This is a genomic window from Thiomonas sp. FB-6, assembly GCF_000377645.1.
GTDB lineage: Bacteria > Pseudomonadota > Gammaproteobacteria > Burkholderiales > Burkholderiaceae_C > Thiomonas_A.
In genome coordinates, this window is sequence record NZ_KB898472.1 from 89,146 (window position 1) to 104,690 (window position 15,545).

Annotated in this window: 13 protein-coding genes and 1 other RNA gene; 8 read left to right on the forward strand and 6 right to left on the reverse strand. The window is 71.8% G+C overall.

Features of this window, described 5'->3' with window-relative positions; genetic code table 11:
* Positions 1 to 29: 29 nt before the first annotated feature.
* The 6 genes from dapC to D466_RS0104220 are packed head-to-tail and all read left to right on the forward strand — an operon-like array spanning position 30 to position 7,287.
* Positions 30 to 1,217 carry a succinyldiaminopimelate transaminase gene (gene dapC, locus D466_RS0104195; RefSeq protein WP_018912456.1) on the forward strand — a complete coding sequence of 396 codons (1,188 nt, stop codon included), beginning with the start codon at positions 30 to 32 and terminating at the stop codon, positions 1,215 to 1,217.
* 23 nt (positions 1,218 to 1,240) lie between these two features.
* Positions 1,241 to 2,062, forward strand: a complete 822-nt coding sequence (gene dapD / locus D466_RS0104200) for a 2,3,4,5-tetrahydropyridine-2,6-dicarboxylate N-succinyltransferase (protein WP_018912457.1) — start codon at positions 1,241 to 1,243, stop codon at positions 2,060 to 2,062.
* A gap of 25 nt (positions 2,063 to 2,087) precedes the next feature.
* Positions 2,088 to 3,230 carry a PilT/PilU family type 4a pilus ATPase gene (locus tag D466_RS0104205; protein WP_018912458.1) on the forward strand — a complete coding sequence of 381 codons (1,143 nt, stop codon included), beginning with the start codon at positions 2,088 to 2,090 and terminating at the stop codon, positions 3,228 to 3,230.
* A 42-nt stretch (positions 3,231 to 3,272) separates the two neighbouring features.
* A complete protein-coding gene (gene dapE, locus D466_RS0104210; protein WP_018912459.1) occupies positions 3,273 to 4,439 on the forward strand; it encodes a succinyl-diaminopimelate desuccinylase in 1,167 nt (388 codons plus the stop codon).
* Entirely contained in the window at positions 4,439 to 5,332 is an 894-nt protein-coding gene (gene prmB / locus D466_RS0104215; RefSeq protein ID WP_018912460.1) for a 50S ribosomal protein L3 N(5)-glutamine methyltransferase, read from the forward strand. The genes dapE and prmB overlap by 1 nt, the downstream gene beginning before the upstream one ends.
* The gene (locus D466_RS0104220) at positions 5,329 to 7,287 is read left to right on the forward strand and encodes an ABC-F family ATP-binding cassette domain-containing protein (RefSeq protein WP_018912461.1); all 1,959 of its coding nucleotides are present in this window, start codon (positions 5,329 to 5,331) and stop codon (positions 7,285 to 7,287) included. The genes prmB and D466_RS0104220 overlap by 4 nt, the downstream gene beginning before the upstream one ends.
* Before the next feature lie 54 nt (positions 7,288 to 7,341).
* On the opposite strand, the gene D466_RS0104225 is transcribed toward D466_RS0104220, so the two are convergent.
* The 6 genes from D466_RS0104225 to ffs form a co-directional block, all read right to left on the reverse strand.
* Positions 7,342 to 8,745: an MATE family efflux transporter gene (locus D466_RS0104225; protein ID WP_018912462.1), complete on the reverse strand. Its 1,404-nt coding sequence runs from the start codon at positions 8,743 to 8,745 to the stop codon at positions 7,342 to 7,344.
* Positions 8,742 to 10,439 (reverse strand): hypothetical protein, encoded by a 1,698-nt coding sequence (locus D466_RS0104230; protein ID WP_018912463.1) that lies wholly within the window; start codon positions 10,437 to 10,439, stop codon positions 8,742 to 8,744. Before D466_RS0104230 ends, D466_RS0104225 begins: the two co-directional genes overlap by 4 nt.
* Before the next feature lie 103 nt (positions 10,440 to 10,542).
* Positions 10,543 to 10,812, reverse strand: a complete 270-nt coding sequence (locus tag D466_RS0104235) for a type B 50S ribosomal protein L31 (RefSeq protein WP_018912464.1) — start codon at positions 10,810 to 10,812, stop codon at positions 10,543 to 10,545.
* 188 nt (positions 10,813 to 11,000) lie between these two features.
* Complete coding sequence (rho, locus tag D466_RS0104240) at positions 11,001 to 12,263, reverse strand: transcription termination factor Rho (protein ID WP_018912465.1); 1,263 nt, start codon at positions 12,261 to 12,263, stop codon at positions 11,001 to 11,003.
* A gap of 410 nt (positions 12,264 to 12,673) precedes the next feature.
* Positions 12,674 to 13,000, reverse strand: a complete 327-nt coding sequence (gene trxA / locus D466_RS0104245) for a thioredoxin TrxA (RefSeq protein ID WP_018912466.1) — start codon at positions 12,998 to 13,000, stop codon at positions 12,674 to 12,676.
* A gap of 158 nt (positions 13,001 to 13,158) precedes the next feature.
* Positions 13,159 to 13,257: signal recognition particle sRNA small type (gene ffs, locus D466_RS23120), an RNA gene on the reverse strand.
* Positions 13,258 to 13,318: 61 nt separating this feature from the next.
* Between ffs and dnaX the strand changes: the two genes are divergently transcribed.
* Together dnaX and D466_RS0104255 are read left to right on the forward strand one after the other, a co-directional pair.
* Positions 13,319 to 15,118 (forward strand): DNA polymerase III subunit gamma/tau, encoded by a 1,800-nt coding sequence (gene dnaX, locus D466_RS0104250; RefSeq protein ID WP_018912467.1) that lies wholly within the window; start codon positions 13,319 to 13,321, stop codon positions 15,116 to 15,118.
* Between the two features lie 84 nt (positions 15,119 to 15,202).
* Positions 15,203 to 15,532, forward strand: coding sequence for a YbaB/EbfC family nucleoid-associated protein (locus D466_RS0104255; protein ID WP_018912468.1), 330 nt, complete (start codon positions 15,203 to 15,205; stop codon positions 15,530 to 15,532).
* The last annotated feature ends 13 nt before the right edge of the window (positions 15,533 to 15,545 follow it).

Here is a 15,545-nt window from a genome sequence, read left to right on the forward strand (position 1 = left end):
ATGGGGCGCTTTCGCTCCCGCCCCGCACCGTGAACCCGCTGCTCGACCGCCTCCGCCCGTACCCCTTCGAAAAGCTGCGGGAACTCACGCGGGACATCCGCCCCAACCCCCAGTTGCGCCCGATCAGCCTGGGCATCGGCGAGCCGCGGCATCCGACGCCGGCCTTCATCCGCCAGGCGCTGGTCGACCACCTGGACGGGCTGGCGGTGTACCCGGCCACGCTGGGCATGCCGGAGCTGCGCCAGGCCTGCGCCGACTGGGCGCGCCGGCGCCACGGCGTGGAACTGGACCCGGCCACGCAGGTCATCCCGGTCAACGGCTCGCGCGAGGCGCTGTTCGCGCTGGCGCAGACGGTCATCGACCCGGGCCGCCCGGGCGCGCTGGTGCTCAGCCCCAATCCCTTCTACCAGATCTACGAGGGCGCCGCGCTGCTGGCCGGCGCCGACTGCCGCTTCGTGCCGGCCGACCCGGGGCGCAATTTCGGGCTGGACTGGGACGCGGTGTCCGAGGACGAATGGCGCCGCACCCAGCTGGTGTACGTGTGCACCCCGGGCAACCCGACCGGCGCGGTGATGGGCCTGGAGGAGTGGAAGCGCCTGTTCGAGTTGTCGGACCGGCACGGCTTCGTCATCGCCAGCGACGAGTGCTACGGCGAGATCTGGTTCGGCGAGCAGCCTCCGCTGGGCGGTCTGCAGGCGGCGCGCGAACTCGGGCGTGAGGACCTGCGCAACCTGGTCATGCTGAGCTCGCTGTCCAAGCGCTCGAACGTGCCGGGGCTGCGCTCGGGCTTCGTCGCAGGCGACGCGCGCGTGCTCAAGTCCTTCCTGCTGTACCGCACCTACCACGGCAGCGCGATGGGCCCGGCCGTGCAGCAGGCGAGCATCGCCGCGTGGAACGACGAGCGGCACGTGGAAGAGAACCGGCGCCTGTACCGCGAGAAGTTCGCGCGCGTGCTGCCCATGCTGCAGCCGGTGCTGGACGTGGCGTTGCCCGACGCGGCCTTCTATCTGTGGGCGGCCACGCCGATCGATGACGTCGCCTTCGCCCGGGGCCTGCTCGAAAACTACAATTGCACGGTTTTGCCGGGCAGCCTGCTGGCGCGCGAGCAGGACGGGCGCAACCCCGGCGCCGGGCGCGTGCGCCTGGCCCTGGTGGCGGGAGTCGACGAATGCGTCGAGGCCGCCGAACGCATCGCCGCCTACGCGCGCGGCCTTTGATCCACCTTTCGAAGCAACCATCCATGAGCAATTCACTGCAAAGCATCATCGACCAGGCCTGGGAAAAGCGCACCGAGTACGGCCCCGGGTCGGCGCCCAGCGATCTGCGCGACGCGGTGTCGCAGGTGCTGGCCGAACTCAACGCCGGGCGCGTGCGCGTGGCCGAGAAGATCGACGGCGAGTGGGTCACCCACCAGTGGATCAAGAAGGCCGTGCTGCTGAGCTTCCGCATGACCGACAACGAGATGATGCGCGCGGGGGATCTGCACTTCTTCGACAAGGTGGAGACCAAGTTCAGCCGCCTGGGCGAGGACGAGATGCGCGCCACCGGCGTGCGCGTGGTGCCGCCGGCGGTGGCCCGCCACGGCGCCTACCTGGCCCCCGGCGTGGTGCTGATGCCTTCCTACGTGAACATCGGCGCCTACGTGGGCGAGGGCACGATGGTCGATACCTGGGCCACCGTGGGTTCCTGCGCGCAGATCGGGCGCAACGTGCACCTGTCGGGCGGCGTGGGCATCGGCGGGGTGCTGGAGCCGATCCAGGCCAACCCGACCATCATCGGGGACAACTGCTTCATCGGTGCGCGCTCGGAAGTCGTCGAGGGCGTGATCGTCGAGGACAATTGCGTGATCTCGATGGGCGTGTACATCGGAAAGTCCACCAAGATCTACGATCGGGCCACCGGCGAGGTGATGTACGGCCGCGTGCCCGAGGGCTCGGTGGTGGTGTCGGGCAACCTGCCCAGCGCCGACGGCCGCTACAGCCTGTATTGCGCGGTGATCGTCAAGCGCGTGGACGCGCAGACCCGCGCCAAGACCGCGATCAACGAACTGCTGCGCGACTGAAACAGCCCCCCGGCGGAGGACGCACATGTCGACCATGGAACGCCTGCTGCAGCTGATGGCCGAGAAAAAGGCCTCGGACCTGTACGTCAGCGCCAACGCGCCGATCCAGATCCGCATCAACGGCCAATCGGTGCCGATCAACCGGCAGGTCATCGCGGCGCAGGATCCCGCCAAGCTGCTGGGCGAGATCGTCGACGAGCCACGCATGCGCGAGCTGCACGAGCGCGGCGAGCTGAACCTGGCCATCGCGCGCGAGGGGCTGGGCAGTTTCCGGGTCAGCGCCTTCCTGCAGCGGGGCACGGTGGCGGTGGTGGTGCGCTACATCCCCGGCGAGATCCCCGCGCTGGACACGCTGAACCTGCCGCCGGTGCTGGCCGAGCTGGTCAAGCAGCGCCACGGGCTGATCCTGGTGGTCGGCTCCACCGGCTCGGGCAAGAGCACCACGCTGGCCTCGATGCTCGACCATCGCAACCAGCAGATGAGCGGGCACATCCTCACGTTGGAGGAGCCGGTCGAGTACCTGTTCCACAACCGCCGCTCCATCGTCAATCAGCGCGAGATCGGCATCGACGCGCGCGACCTGGCCATCGGCCTGAAGAACGCGCTGCGCCAGGCCCCCGACTGCATCATGATCGGCGAGATCCGCGACCGCGAGACCATGGCCGCGGCGCTGAGCTATGCGCTGTCCGGGCACCTGTGCCTGGCCACGCTGCATGCGTCGAACAGCCACCAGGCGCTGAACCGCATCCTCGGCCTGTTCCCGCTGGACATGCGTCCGGCGCTGCTGTCGGACCTGGCCGCCGGGCTGCGCGCGGTGATCTCCCAGCGCCTGCTGCCGGCGCGCACGGGCGGGCGCATCCCGGCCGTGGAGGTGCTGCTGAACACCCAGCTGGTCCGCGAGCTCATCGTCAAGGGCGACCTCGGCGGCGTGCGCGAGGCCATGGAGAAGTCCATGGCCGAGGGCTCGCAGAGCTTCGAGCAGTGCCTGGCCGACATGGTGCAGGACGGGCGCGTGTCCCGCGAGGAAGCGCTGGCGGCCGCCGATTCCCCCACCAACCTGCTGTGGCGCCTGCAGAACGACTTCTCCGCGCGCCCCGCGGCGCAGGCCGCCGCGCCCGAGGCCGACGAACCCTCGTTCCGCGACATCTCGCTCGACCTGGGCGCCTGAAGGGGTGAACCCGAGCGCCCCCGGCAGCCCCACCTTGCCCCGATGACTTCCACGAGCGACACCCCCACGCTGGACCTGGTCCGCGAACTCATCCGCCGCCCCTCGGTGAGCCCGGCCGACGCCGGCTGCCAGGCGCTGCTGGCCGAGCGCCTGCGCGCCTGCGGTTTCGCCTGCGAGACCCTGAGCAGCGGCCCCGAGGACTGGCGGGTGGACAACCTTTGGGCGCTGCGCGAGGGCAGCGCCGGCGCCCGCTCCCCGGTGCTGGTATTCGCCGGGCATACCGACGTGGTGCCCACCGGGCCCCTGCAGGCCTGGAGCAGCGATCCCTTCGAGCCCAGCCTGCGCGATGGGCGCCTGTACGGCCGCGGCGCGGCCGACATGAAAAGTTCCCTGGCGGCGATGGTGGTGGCGGTCGAGCAGTTCCTGCGCGCGCATCCGGAGCCGCGCATCTCCATCGCCTTCCTGCTCACCAGCGACGAGGAAGGCCCGGCGCGCGATGGCACGGTCAAGGTCTGCGAGGAGCTGCGCCGCCGCGGCCAGCGCCTGGACTGGTGCATCGTCGGTGAGCCCACCAGCACGGCCATGCTGGGCGACGTGATCAAGAACGGGCGCCGCGGCTCGCTGTCGGGCAGGCTCACCGTGCATGGCGTGCAGGGCCACGTGGCCTACCCGCAGCTGGCGCGCAACCCGGTGCACCTGGCGGCGCCGGCGCTGGCCGAGCTGGCCGCGACCGTCTGGGACCAGGGCGACGAGCATTTCCCGCCCACCACCTGGCAGATCTCCAACATCCATGCCGGTACCGGCGCCAGCAACGTGATCCCAGGCGACATGGAGCTGATGTTCAATTTCCGCTTCAGCCCGGCCTCGCCCGCGCCCGCGCTGCAACGACGCGTGGCCGAGGTGCTGCAGCGCCACGGCGTGGCGCACACCCTGGAGTGGACCCTGGGCGCCGAGCCCTTCCTGACCCGCCCCGGCGAGCTCTCGCGCGCGCTGGTCGAGGCCATCGCCGAGGAAACCGGGGCGCGCGCCGAGTTGTCCACCACCGGCGGCACCTCGGATGCGCGCTTCATCGCCAAGGTCTGCGAGCAGGTGGTGGAGTTCGGCCCGCCCAACGCCAGCATCCACCAGATCGACGAGCACATCGAATTGCGCTTCCTGGAACCGTTGGCCGGCGTGTACCGCCGCACCCTCGAGGCGCTGGCGCTCTGATGCCCGGGCCGCGTTTCTCGCAGGTCTGGCGCGACACCGCGCGGCGCCTGTCGGATGCCGGGCTGAGCTACGGCCAGGGCACCGAGGACGCGGACCAGGAGGCCGCGTGGATGCTGGTGCACAGCCTGGGCTGGCCGCTGCTGGAGAGTTTCGCGCGCCTGCCGGCGCTGCAGCGCCGCGTCGTGCCCGAGGCCGCGCTGCGGCGCCTGCAAGCGCTGCTGGAACAGCGCCTGGGCACGCGCCGACCGTTGGCCTACCTGCTGGGCGAGGCCTGGCTGCACGGCCAGCGCTTCCTGGCCGACGAGCGCGCCATCGTGCCGCGTTCCCTGATCGCCGAGTTGCTGGACCAGGGGCTCGAGCCCTGGCTGCGCACCGAGCCCGCGCGCATCGCCGACATCTGCACCGGCGGGGGCAGCCTGGCCATCCTGGCCGGGCAGCGCTGGCCCGGTGCCGGGGTGACGGCCTGCGACCTCTCCGAGCCGGCGCTGGAGCTGGCGCGCGCCAACGTGGAACTGCACGGCCTGGGCGCTCGCGTGCGCCTGATGCGCTCGGACCTGTTCGCGGCCTTCGAGCCGGGCCTGCGCTTCGACCTCGTGCTGTGCAATCCTCCCTACGTGAACGAGGCCTCGATGCGCGCGCTGCCGCGCGAATTCCTGCACGAGCCGCGCCTGGCGCTGGCCGGCGGCGACGACGGCATGGACCTGGTGCGCCGCTTGCTGCGCGATGCGCGTGAGCGCCTGCGGCCGCAGGGCGTCATGGTGGTGGAGATCGGCCACGAGCGCGCGCATTTCGAGGCGGCCTTCGAGCGCCTGCCGGTGCATTGGCTGCCGGTCAGCGCCGGCGAGGACGCGGTGTTCCTGGTCGAGGCCGCCGCGCTGGAAGCACTCGCATGATCCGCCTGCAAGGCCTGAGCCTGCGCCGCGGCGCGAAGGAGGTGCTGGACCAGGCCGAGCTGACCGTGCAGCCCGGCGAGAAGCTGGGCCTGGTGGGGGCCAACGGCGCCGGCAAGTCCTCGCTGTTCGCGCTGCTGCTGGGCCAGCTGATCGAGGACGGCGGCGCCCTGGAATTCCCCGCCCACTGGCGGGTGGCCTCGGTGGCGCAGCAGGTGCCGGACGAGGACTGCGAGGCGGCCGAGTTCGTCTGCCGTGGCGACACGGCGCTGCAGGAGGCGCTGCGCGCCAGCCGCGAGGCCGAGCACGACGGCGATGCGCAGCGCATCGCCGCCGCCGCCGAGGCGCTGGAGCTGGCGCAGGCCTACAGCGCCCGCGCGCGTGCCGAGGCGCTGCTGCTGGGCCTGGGCTTCGGGCAGCAGGCGCTGCGCCAGCCGGTGCGCAGTTTCTCCGGCGGCTGGCGCATGCGCCTGGCGCTGGCGCAGGCCCTGTTCCAGCCTAGCGACTGCATGCTGCTGGACGAGCCCACCAACCACCTCGACCTGGACGCGCTGGTGTGGCTGGAGAGTTGGCTGTCGCGCTACCCCGGCACCTTGCTGGTGATCTCCCACGACCGCGAGTTCCTGGACGCCGCGACCCGCGTCACCGTGCACCTGGAGCAGGGGCGCCTGAGCCGCTACGCCGGGGGCTACACGGCCTTCGAGCAGCGGCGCGCGCAGGCGCTGACGCAGCAGGCGCAGGCCTACACGCGCCAGCAGGCGGACATCGCGCGCCTGAACTCCTTTGTCGAGCGTTTCCGCGCCAAGGCCACCAAGGCGCGCCAGGCGCAAAGCCGGCTGAAGGCGCTGGAGCGCATGCAGCTGCTGGCGCCGGTGGTGCTCAGCCACCCCGTGCAGTTCGAGTTCCTGCAGCCGCAGCGCCAGCCCCAGCAGTTGCTGCGCGCGCGCGGCCTGGACTGCGGCTTCGGGCCGGCGAAGCCGGTGCTGCGCGGGGTCGAGCTCGACGTGCTGGCCGGTGCGCGCATCGGCGTGCTGGGCGCCAACGGTCAGGGCAAGTCCACGCTGGTGAAGACCCTGGCCGGGGTGCTCGAGCCGCTGGGCGGCAGCCTGCATGCGGGCGAGGGCGTGGTGCTGGGCTATTTCGCGCAACAGGAAATGGACGTGCTGCGCCCGGACGAGACGGCGATGCAGCACCTGCAGCGCCAGGCCCAGGCGAGCGAGCGCCCGGGCACCACCCAGGACTGGCGCGACTGGCTGGGCCGCTTCCAGTTCAGCGGCGAGCTGGCGGCGCAGCCTGTGGGCACCATGTCCGGCGGCGAGCGCGCGCGCCTGCTGCTGGCGCTGCTGGTATGGCAGCGCCCGAACGTGCTGCTGCTGGACGAGCCGACCAATCACCTGGATCTGCCCACCCGCGAGGCGCTGAGCTTCGCCCTGCAGGAGTTCGGCGGCGCCATGCTGCTGGTCTCGCACGACCGCGCGCTGCTGCGCGCGGTGTGCGACGAGTACTGGCTGGTGGCCGACGGCGGCGTGCGCGCCTTCGACGGCGACCTGGACGACTACCAGCGCTGGGTGCTGGAGCGCGCGCGCGAGGCGGCGCGCGCAGGCGCGGGCCGGGATGCGGCGCAGGAGCCGGGGCGCGAAGGGGCGCCGGAAGCGGGCGAGGGCGCGCAGGCCGGGCCGGAGAACCGGCGCGAACAGCGCAAGGCCTCGGCGCGCCAGCGCGCCGAGCGCGACCGAGCGCTCGCACCGCTGCGCCAGGCGCAGGCCGCCGCGCAACGCCGCCTGGACCAGATGGAAGCACGCCGCGGCCAGCTCGAGCAGGCCCTGGCGGCCGCCACGCCGAGCCCGGCCGAGCGCGCCGAGGCCGGTCGCGAGCTCAAGCAGTTGCTGCAGGACATCGAGGACTGCGAGCTGGAGTGGCTGGATCTGGAGCAGCGCATGCAGGGGCTGCAGGCCTGAGACGCCGCGCGGGCCGCCTGCCCTGGGCTTGCCGCGCGGGACCTCGGCGGGCGCTCAGGTCGCCGCCCGGGCCGCCGCCCGGGCCGACACCAGCTGGCGCCGCGTGACCCGCAGCAGCAGGGTGCCGATGCCCGCCGCGGCCAGCGCCAGGCCCGCGCAGTAGGCGGCCCAGAAGCCCGCGGCTCCGCGAAGCGCCGGCGGGCTCAGCCCGCCGAGGCCCAGCCCCAGCACGCAGCCTCCGGCCAGGCCCACGCCCCACAAGGCCAGCGCGTACAAGGCGCCGGGCAGCGCGGCCACGTGCCACGAGCGCAAGGCGAAGGCGCTGCAGGCCTGCAAGGCGTCGAAGACCTGGTAGGCCGCCACCAGCGCGAGCAGATGCATGGCCACCGCCGCCACGCGGGGGTCGCTGCTGTACCACACGGCGATGTGCCCGCGCAGCAGCAACAGCGCCAGCGCCGCTGCCGCCGATACCCCCACGGCGGCGGCCACGCCGCTCCAGGCCGCGTGCACCGCGCCCTGCGCGCGGGATGCGCCGAGCTGGCGCGCCACCAGCGAACCGGTGGCGATGGACATGGACAGCGGCAGCATGTACATCACCGTGGCCACGCTGATGGCCACCTGGTGCGCGGCCAGCTGCACGGTACCGGTGCGCGCGATGAACAGCGCCATGCCGGTGAAGGAAGACACGTCCACCAGCACCGTCGCGCCGATGGGCAGCCCCAGGCGCAGCAGGGCGAGCAACTGGCGCGCCTGCGGCGGATCGAAATGCCCCAGCGCGCGCAAGGTGCGCAGCGCCGGGTCGCGCCCATGCTGGCGCCAGGCGCCGGCCAGCAACAGCCACTGGGTGAGGGTGGTAGCCGCCGCGCAGCCCAGCACACCGTGGCCGGCCAGGCCGTGCAGGCCCAGCGCCGCGGGCGCCACCAGCAGCGCGTTGAGCAGCAGCTTGCAGCCCAGGCCCAGCGCCTGCTGCACGGTCACCAGCATCGGCCGCCCGATGGACTGGCCCAGTGCGACATGAATGCGGTAGAGCATGGCGGCCGGCAGGCCCAGCGCCAGCACGCGCAGGTACTCCACGGGCAGCGCCGCGCCGCGGTGGCCGGTCAGGCGCAGCAGGGGCTGCGGCCACAGCAGCAGCAGGCAGCCCAGCAGCGCGAGCATGCCCGCCAGCCACAGCCCCTGACGGAACACGCCGGCGACGCCCCCGAGGCGCGCGGCACCCGCCTCGCGGCCCAGCGCGGGCAGCAGCGCCTGCGTGACGCCGTCGAGGGCCAGGTAGGTGGTCATGTACACGGCCTGGCCCAGCGCCAGCGTGGCCAGGCCCAGGGTGTCGCCGCCGCGGCCGAGCATGACGGTGTCGGCCACGCCGAAGCCCACCACCGCCAGCTGGCCCGCCAACACGGCGCCGGCCAGGCGCAGCAGCTCGCGCAGCGGGCCGCGCGGATCAGCGCCGCGGCTCATCGCCGGGTGTCATCGCGGCGCCACAGGCGCAGCAGTTCGTCGTTCTCGCCGGGGCGGTGCCCGGTCCACAGGACCTGGCCGCGCACCGGCCACGGCAGGTAGTCCCCACGGGTGAGGGTCAGCACGTAGGGCGCGCGCCAAGACTCGGGCCAGGCGCCCGGCAGGAAGCGGGCGTCGCTCCAGTAGCCCAGCAGGCCCTGCTGCGAAGGGTTGAGTCCCAGGGTCTGCACGCGAGGCGTCGGCCCCGCGCCGTGCTCCTGCAGCGCCATGCGCACCTGCTCGCCCAGCGAGCGGTAGCTGCTGGCGTAGTCGAGCACCGGCAGCCACAGCGTGGCGACCAGCGCCCATACCAGGGTCACGCCGCCGGCCGACAGCACCATGCCTTTCCAGATCGGATGCCGGTGGCGTCCGGCGCGCCAGGAGGCCACCGCCGCCCAGGCCGCGGTGGCCAGCATGGCCAGCAAGGTGGGCAGCAACTGCAGTTGGGCATGGAAGCCTGGGGCCAAGCGGGCAATGTTGGCGGCCGGGTGGGCCGGCTCGCCGGTGAGCAGCGCGATCCACAGCAGCCACACGACGAAGGCGAGCAGGCTGAAGAACATCAGCGCGAACCAGTCCAGCGCGGCCAGGCTGCCGCGGCGCATCACGGGAAGCGCCAGCGAAGCCAGCACGGCGGCCGCCGGCAGCACCAGCAGCAGCGGTGCGCTGCCCGAAGTGCTCAGGAAGGCGGAGAACAGGCACAGCGTGCCCAGCGCCACCGGGGCCAGCACATGCCAGGCGCCCAGCGAGGCGCGCCAGCGCCAGACCGCCCAGGCCGCCAGCGGCCAGGCCGGCCACAGGAACCAGGCGAGCACGCCCAGCAGGTGCGAGGCCGAGCGCATCGTGGGCAGGCGAGCCTCGGTGGCACCGTGCACATGCCACAGCACGGCGGCGCAGGCGGCGATGCACAGCGCCAGGGTGAGCGCGGCTGCCGCGCGGCTTCCGCGCAGCGCCGGCGCCGGCAGCAGCACCGCGATCAGCAGCGCGGCGGACAGCGCCAGCCACGGCGCGCCGCACAACGCCAGCGCCAGCAGCCCCGCGGCCAGCGCCAGGCAGGCCCGCAGGCGGCGCGTGGGCAGCAGCGCCAGGCCCAGCAGCAGGCTGCCGGCCCCGGCCAGTTGCACCAGCGCCGGCGTGGTCTCGTGGCCGCGCACCAGCAGGCCCAGGCAGGCCAGCAGGCTCAGCAGCGCGCCGTCGGCCATGGCGCGGGCGTAGTCCTTGCGCGCGATGGGTTCGCCGAAGGCCGGCTGCACGGGCTGGGCCTCATCGCGCAGCGCGAGCTGGTAGGCCGCATGCCAGACCTGCGCCAGGCAGGCGGCCAGCAGCAGCATGAAGGGCAGGCGCGAGGCCGCGGGCGCGCCGAACCAGCCCTTGAAGGCCTTCAGCGCCAGCGCGCCCAGCCAGTAGGCGATCCAGCCGCCGCCGATGCCGTGGCCCCACAGGGTGGGCTGCAGCCAGCCCGAGTGCCCGGTGGCGATCTGCCAGGCCACGCCGAAGGTCTGGCCGTCACCGGTCCAGGGGTCGCGGCCGATGAAACCAGGCAACACGTAGGCCGCGCACAGCAGCCACAGCGGCCAGCGCGGCAGGCGCGCCACGCTTTCGCTGCTCACCACCGGGCGGGGGGCCGGCGTGCGCGAGGTCTCTGCGCGAGAGTTCATCGGGTCGGGCGGCGAGGGTCGATCGGCCAAACAAAACGGGCAGCCAGGCTGCCCGTCGGATTCCGCGGGGGGGCGGGCCGGCCGGAGCCGGTCCCGCGGACCCTCACTTCTTGCTGCCGGCCGCTGCCGCGCGAGCGAACTTCTGGCGGAACTTGTCGACGCGGCCGCCCAGCGAGTCGATGCTCTTCTGGGTGCCGGTGTAGAACGGGTGCGACTCGGACGAGGTGTCCAGCTTGAACAGCGGGAGCTCGCGGCCGTCGTCCATCTTCACCGTTTCGCGCGTGGCGGCGGTCGACGGGATGACGAACTTGGAGCCGTTGGACAGGTCCACGAAGCACACGTCGCGGTATTCGGGGTGGATGCCAGGTTTCATGGTGTTTTTCCGGAAAATGCGGCCAGCCGCAGCGCAACCGTGCGAGGCAGTCACCGAGCGCGGTCGCTGTACTTAGCCAAAGACGAGCATTATCGCACGAACGGAGTGGCTTCTCCACCTCGCGGCTCGCAGGCCGCTCGGATTCGGCGGGCGCGCGGATGTGCGCAGGCACATCCGCTGGTCCCGCCTCATCCACCGCGCCGCATGAGATCGAAGAACTCGGCATTGCTCTTGGTCTGCTTCATCTTCTCGAGCAGGAACTCCATCGCCTCGATCTCGTCCATCGGGTAGAGCAGCTTGCGCAGGATCCACGCCTTTTGCAGGATGTCGGACTTGAGCAGCAGTTCCTCGCGCCGGGTTCCCGAACGGTTGAGCAGGATCGCCGGGTAGACCCGCTTTTCCGCCAGGCGCCGGTCGAGGTGGATCTCCATGTTGCCGGTGCCCTTGAACTCCTCGTAGATCACCTCGTCCATGCGGCTGCCGGTGTCGGTCAGCGCGCTGCCGATGATGGTCAGCGAGCCGCCTTCCTCGATGTTGCGCGCGGCGCCGAAGAATCGCTTCGGGCGCTGCAGCGCGTTGGCGTCCACGCCGCCGGTGAGCACCTTGCCGGAGGCCGGCACCACGGTGTTGTAGGCGCGCGCCAGGCGGGTGATGGAGTCGAGCAGGATGACCACGTCCTTTTTCAGCTCGACCAGGCGCTTGGCCTTCTCGATCACCATCTCGGCGACCTGCACGTGACGCAGCGCCGGCTCGTCGAAGGTGGAACTCACCACCTCGCCCTTGACCGAGCGCTGCATCTCCGTGACCTCCTCGGGGCGCTCGTCGATCAGCAGCACGATCAGCACCACCTCGGGGTGGTTGGCGGTGATCGCGTGGGCGATCGACTGCAGCATCACGGTCTTGCCGCTCTTCGGCGGCGCCACCAGCAGGCCGCGCTGGCCCTTGCCGATGGGGGCGATCATGTCGATCACGCGGCCGATGATGTTTTCCTCGGCGCGAATATCCCGTTCGAGTTTCAGATGCTCCGTCGGAAACAACGGAGTCAGGTTCTCGAACATGATCTTGTTCTTGTTCTCCTCCGGCGTCACGCCGTTCACGCGGTCGACCTTGACCAGCGCGAAATAGCGCTCCCCGTCCTTGGGCACGCGCACCTCGCCCTCGATCGAATCCCCGGTGTGCAGGTTGAAGCGCCGGATCTGGCTGGGCGAGATGTAGATGTCGTCGGGCGAGCCCAGGTAATTCGATTCCGGGGCACGCAGGAAGCCGAAACCGTCGGGCAGCACTTCCATCACACCGTCACCGAACACCTGCTCGCCGGTACGCGCCCGGCGCTTGAGGATCGCGAACATCAACTCCTGCTTGCGCAGGCGGCTCGCGTTTTCGATCTCCAGGGCGGTTGCCATCTCGAGCAACTGGGAGACGTGCATCGCTTTGAGTTCGGACAGGTGCATGGCGGGGGTTTGGCGAGAAAGACGAGGAGCGCGAACGGAAATCGGCTGCGGGGTTCCGGGGATCGCGCCGCATGCGCTTCAAGGCGCGGCGTGCGGATCCGGGAGGGACGGGCGATCGGGAGAAGGGGGGGATGCGGCTTGCGGGCCGCACGCAAAGCGGAGGTTGTTCGCTTCGGGTGCACTGCCGGTTCGCGCGCCATGTCGTGCATGGGCCACCGCTCCGGCGTCATCGGTGTTGTGGGGTTCCGGCCCGCGTCTGGCGGGTCGCGCATGGCGCGGCCGGGTTGCGCACCCGATTCCGCAGGGCGTGCTCGGCGGACAGGCCGCGCAGCAGGCCGCGCCGGGCTCGGGCTCCGCAGGCCAGGCGCCGGCAGGGTCCAGCCCCGCCGGAATCCAGGCCTTGCGGCGGATTATATATTCGCGTCGAGGAAGGAGGTCAGTTGCGACTTGGACAGAGCGCCCACCTTGGTGGCCGCGACCTCGCCGCCCTTGAACAGCATCAGCGTGGGAATGCCGCGAATGCCGTACTTGGCGGGCACGTTGCGGTTTTCGTCGACATTGACTTTCATGATCTGCAGGCGGCCCTGGTATTCGCCGGCGATCTCGTCCAGGATCGGCGCCACCATGCGGCAGGGGCCGCACCATTCCGCCCAGTAGTCGATGAGCACGGGGGTCGACGACTTCAGCACGTCCTGCTCGAAGGACGCATCGGTGGTGTGTTTGATCAGATCGCTCATGAAGGTTCCAGGTCTCAGCACGATTCCGCCCGCCACGGCGCGGGGCGAATCGGCGTTCCGCACAGCCTCTATTTAACTCCGAATCCGGAATCCGGGTTTCGCGCGGCGAGCGCCGCATCGCGGCGCTTCCACCGGCGAAGGCCATGGAAGGGAATGGGGGTGACGAGCCGTACCCCCGGCACTTGCGGGAAACGGCTGTGGCTGCTCCGTTCCCGGCCTGACCAGGTTCACCGCGCCGCAATGCGGGGCGGCCCGTCAGGGTCTATTGTAAGCACGGCGCGCGGTTGCGTGCGCCGGGGGCCCCTTACAATCCCTCCCATGTCGAGTACCGTGCTTGCGCGCAAGTGGCGCCCCAAGACCTTCGCCACCCTGGTCGGACAGGATCACGTGGTGCGTGCGCTGACCCACGCGCTGCAGCGGCGGCGCCTGCATCACGCCTATCTGTTCACCGGCACGCGAGGCGTGGGCAAGACCACCCTCGCGCGCATCCTGGCCAAGTCGCTGAACTGCACCGGGCCCGATGGGCAGGGTGACATCACTTCCGAACCCTGCGGTGTGTGCCCCTCCTGCATGGAGATCGACGCCGGGCGCTTCGTCGACTACATCGAACTGGACGCCGCTTCCAACCGGGGCGTGGACGATATGACGCGTCTGCTCGAGCAGGCCGTCTACAAGCCCACGGCGGGGCGCTTCAAGGTCTACATGATCGACGAAGTGCACATGCTGTCCAACCACGCGTTCAACGCCATGCTGAAGACGCTCGAGGAGCCTCCGCAGCAGGTGATGTTCGTGCTCGCCACCACCGATCCGCAGAAGGTGCCGGTGACGGTGCTCAGCCGCTGCCTGCAGTTCGCGCTGAAGTCGGTGCCGCCGGCGGCGGTGGCCTCCCATCTGCAACAGGTGCTGCGGGCCGAGGGCGTGGACTTCGAGGCCGCGGCGCTGCAGGCGCTGGGCCGCGCGGCCCGCGGCTCGATGCGCGATGCGCTTTCGCTGGCCGACCAGGCCATCGCCTTCGATGCCGGGCGGGTCAGCGCCGAGGGCGTGCGCCAGATGCTGGGCGCCGTCGATTCCGGCTATCTGTTCGACCTGCTGCGCGCGCTCGCGCGCGGCGACGCGCAGGCGCTGCTGGAACTGGCCGAGACCATGGACCAGCGCGCGCTGTCGCTGCCGCAGGCGCTGGAGGACCTGGCCGCGCTGCTGCAGCGCCTGGCCGTGCTGCAGGTGCTGCCGCAGAGCCTGGACGAGCACGATCCCGACGCCGCCGCGCTGCGTGAACTGGCGGCCGCGCTGTCCCCGGAGAGCCTGCAACTGACCTACAGCATGGTGCTGCAGGGCCGCGGCGAACTGGGCCTGGCGCCCGATCCGCTGTGCGGCTTCAGCATGGTGCTGCTGCGCCTGCTGTCCTTCGCGCCGGTGGCCACGGCGCCGGCGGCGCGCGCGCTGGACGCCATCGAGCGTGCGGCGCCGCGCGCGAATCCCGGCGAGCCCGCGCCGCGCCGGCTGTCCGGCGCCCAGGACGGCGCGGTGCCGCGCCAGGCCGAGGCCGCGCCGGTGCGCAGGTCCGCGCCCGACGCGGCGCCGGCCGTGCAGCCCGAGGCCGAGGCCCTCGCCGACCCGGAACCCGAGCCTGCGCCCGAGGGCCCCGAGCCCACCGCGGTGCAGGACGCGGGCGGGCCCGGCGCGCAGCCCCGGGGCGCGGAGATCGTGCCTGCCGGCGGCCAGACCGACGGCGAGCTCGGCGGCGAGATCGATGACTGGCCCGCGCTGGCGCGCGAGCTGCCGCTGGTGGCGCTGGCGCGCAGCCTGGCGCTGCAAAGCGAGTGGGTGGGCGCGCGGGACGGCGCCTGGGTGCTGCGCGTGCCCAGCGAGCAGTACACGCGCGCCGGCGCGCTGGAGCGCGTGCAGGCGGCGCTGAGCGAGCGATTCGGCCGCTCGGTGGTGCTGCGCGTGGAGGTGGGCGCGGTGCGCGACACCGCGCACCTGCGCGCCGCGGCGCTGCGCGCGCAGCGCCAGCAGGAAGCCGAACAGGCCATCGCGGCCGACCCGCTGGTGCGTCAACTGGTCGACGAGTTGGGGGCGCAGATCGTGCCCGGCTCGGTGCGCCCGGTGGACGCCTGATGTCCATGGCGCCGTCCCGGTATTCCGGGGCGGCATTTCGCGGCGCACCGCGCCGCAACGACGATTTCGCACTCAGGAGCTTTCATGTTCAACAAGGGACAACTCTCGGGCCTGATGAAGCAGGCCCAGGCCATGCAGGACAACATCAAGCGCGTGCAGGAGGAACTCGGGCGCATCGAGGTCGAGGGCCAGTCCGGCGCCGGCCTGGTGAAGGTGCTGATGAGCTGCAAGCACGAGGTGCGGCGGGTCGCCATCGACCCCAGCCTGCTCGGCGAGGACCGCGACATGCTGGAGGATCTGGTGGCAGCCGCCTTCAACGACGGGCTGCGCCGCGCCGAGGCCACGGCGCAGGAAAAGATGGCCGCGGCGACCGCCGGCATGCCGCTGCCCCCCGGCATGAAGCTGCCGTTCTGAGCTTCGAGCCCAA

Bases quoted from the DNA above. Each gene is read 5' to 3' on its own strand.
- dapD (WP_018912457.1), top strand. From the start codon at position 1,241: ATGAGCAATTCACTGCAAAGCATCATCGACCAGGCCTGGGAAAAGCGC.
- D466_RS0104205 (WP_018912458.1), top strand. From the start codon at position 2,088: ATGTCGACCATGGAACGCCTGCTGCAGCTGATGGCCGAGAAAAAGGCC.
- dapE (WP_018912459.1), top strand. From the start codon at position 3,273: ATGACTTCCACGAGCGACACCCCCACGCTGGACCTGGTCCGCGAACTC.
- prmB (WP_018912460.1), top strand. From the start codon at position 4,439: ATGCCCGGGCCGCGTTTCTCGCAGGTCTGGCGCGACACCGCGCGGCGC.
- D466_RS0104220 (WP_018912461.1), top strand. From the start codon at position 5,329: ATGATCCGCCTGCAAGGCCTGAGCCTGCGCCGCGGCGCGAAGGAGGTG.
- D466_RS0104225 (WP_018912462.1), bottom strand. From the start codon at position 8,745: ATGAGCCGCGGCGCTGATCCGCGCGGCCCGCTGCGCGAGCTGCTGCGC.
- D466_RS0104230 (WP_018912463.1), bottom strand. From the start codon at position 10,439: ATGAACTCTCGCGCAGAGACCTCGCGCACGCCGGCCCCCCGCCCGGTG.
- D466_RS0104235 (WP_018912464.1), bottom strand. From the start codon at position 10,812: ATGAAACCTGGCATCCACCCCGAATACCGCGACGTGTGCTTCGTGGAC.
- rho (WP_018912465.1), bottom strand. From the start codon at position 12,263: ATGCACCTGTCCGAACTCAAAGCGATGCACGTCTCCCAGTTGCTCGAG.
- trxA (WP_018912466.1), bottom strand. From the start codon at position 13,000: ATGAGCGATCTGATCAAACACACCACCGATGCGTCCTTCGAGCAGGAC.
- dnaX (WP_018912467.1), top strand. From the start codon at position 13,319: ATGTCGAGTACCGTGCTTGCGCGCAAGTGGCGCCCCAAGACCTTCGCC.
- D466_RS0104255 (WP_018912468.1), top strand. From the start codon at position 15,203: ATGTTCAACAAGGGACAACTCTCGGGCCTGATGAAGCAGGCCCAGGCC.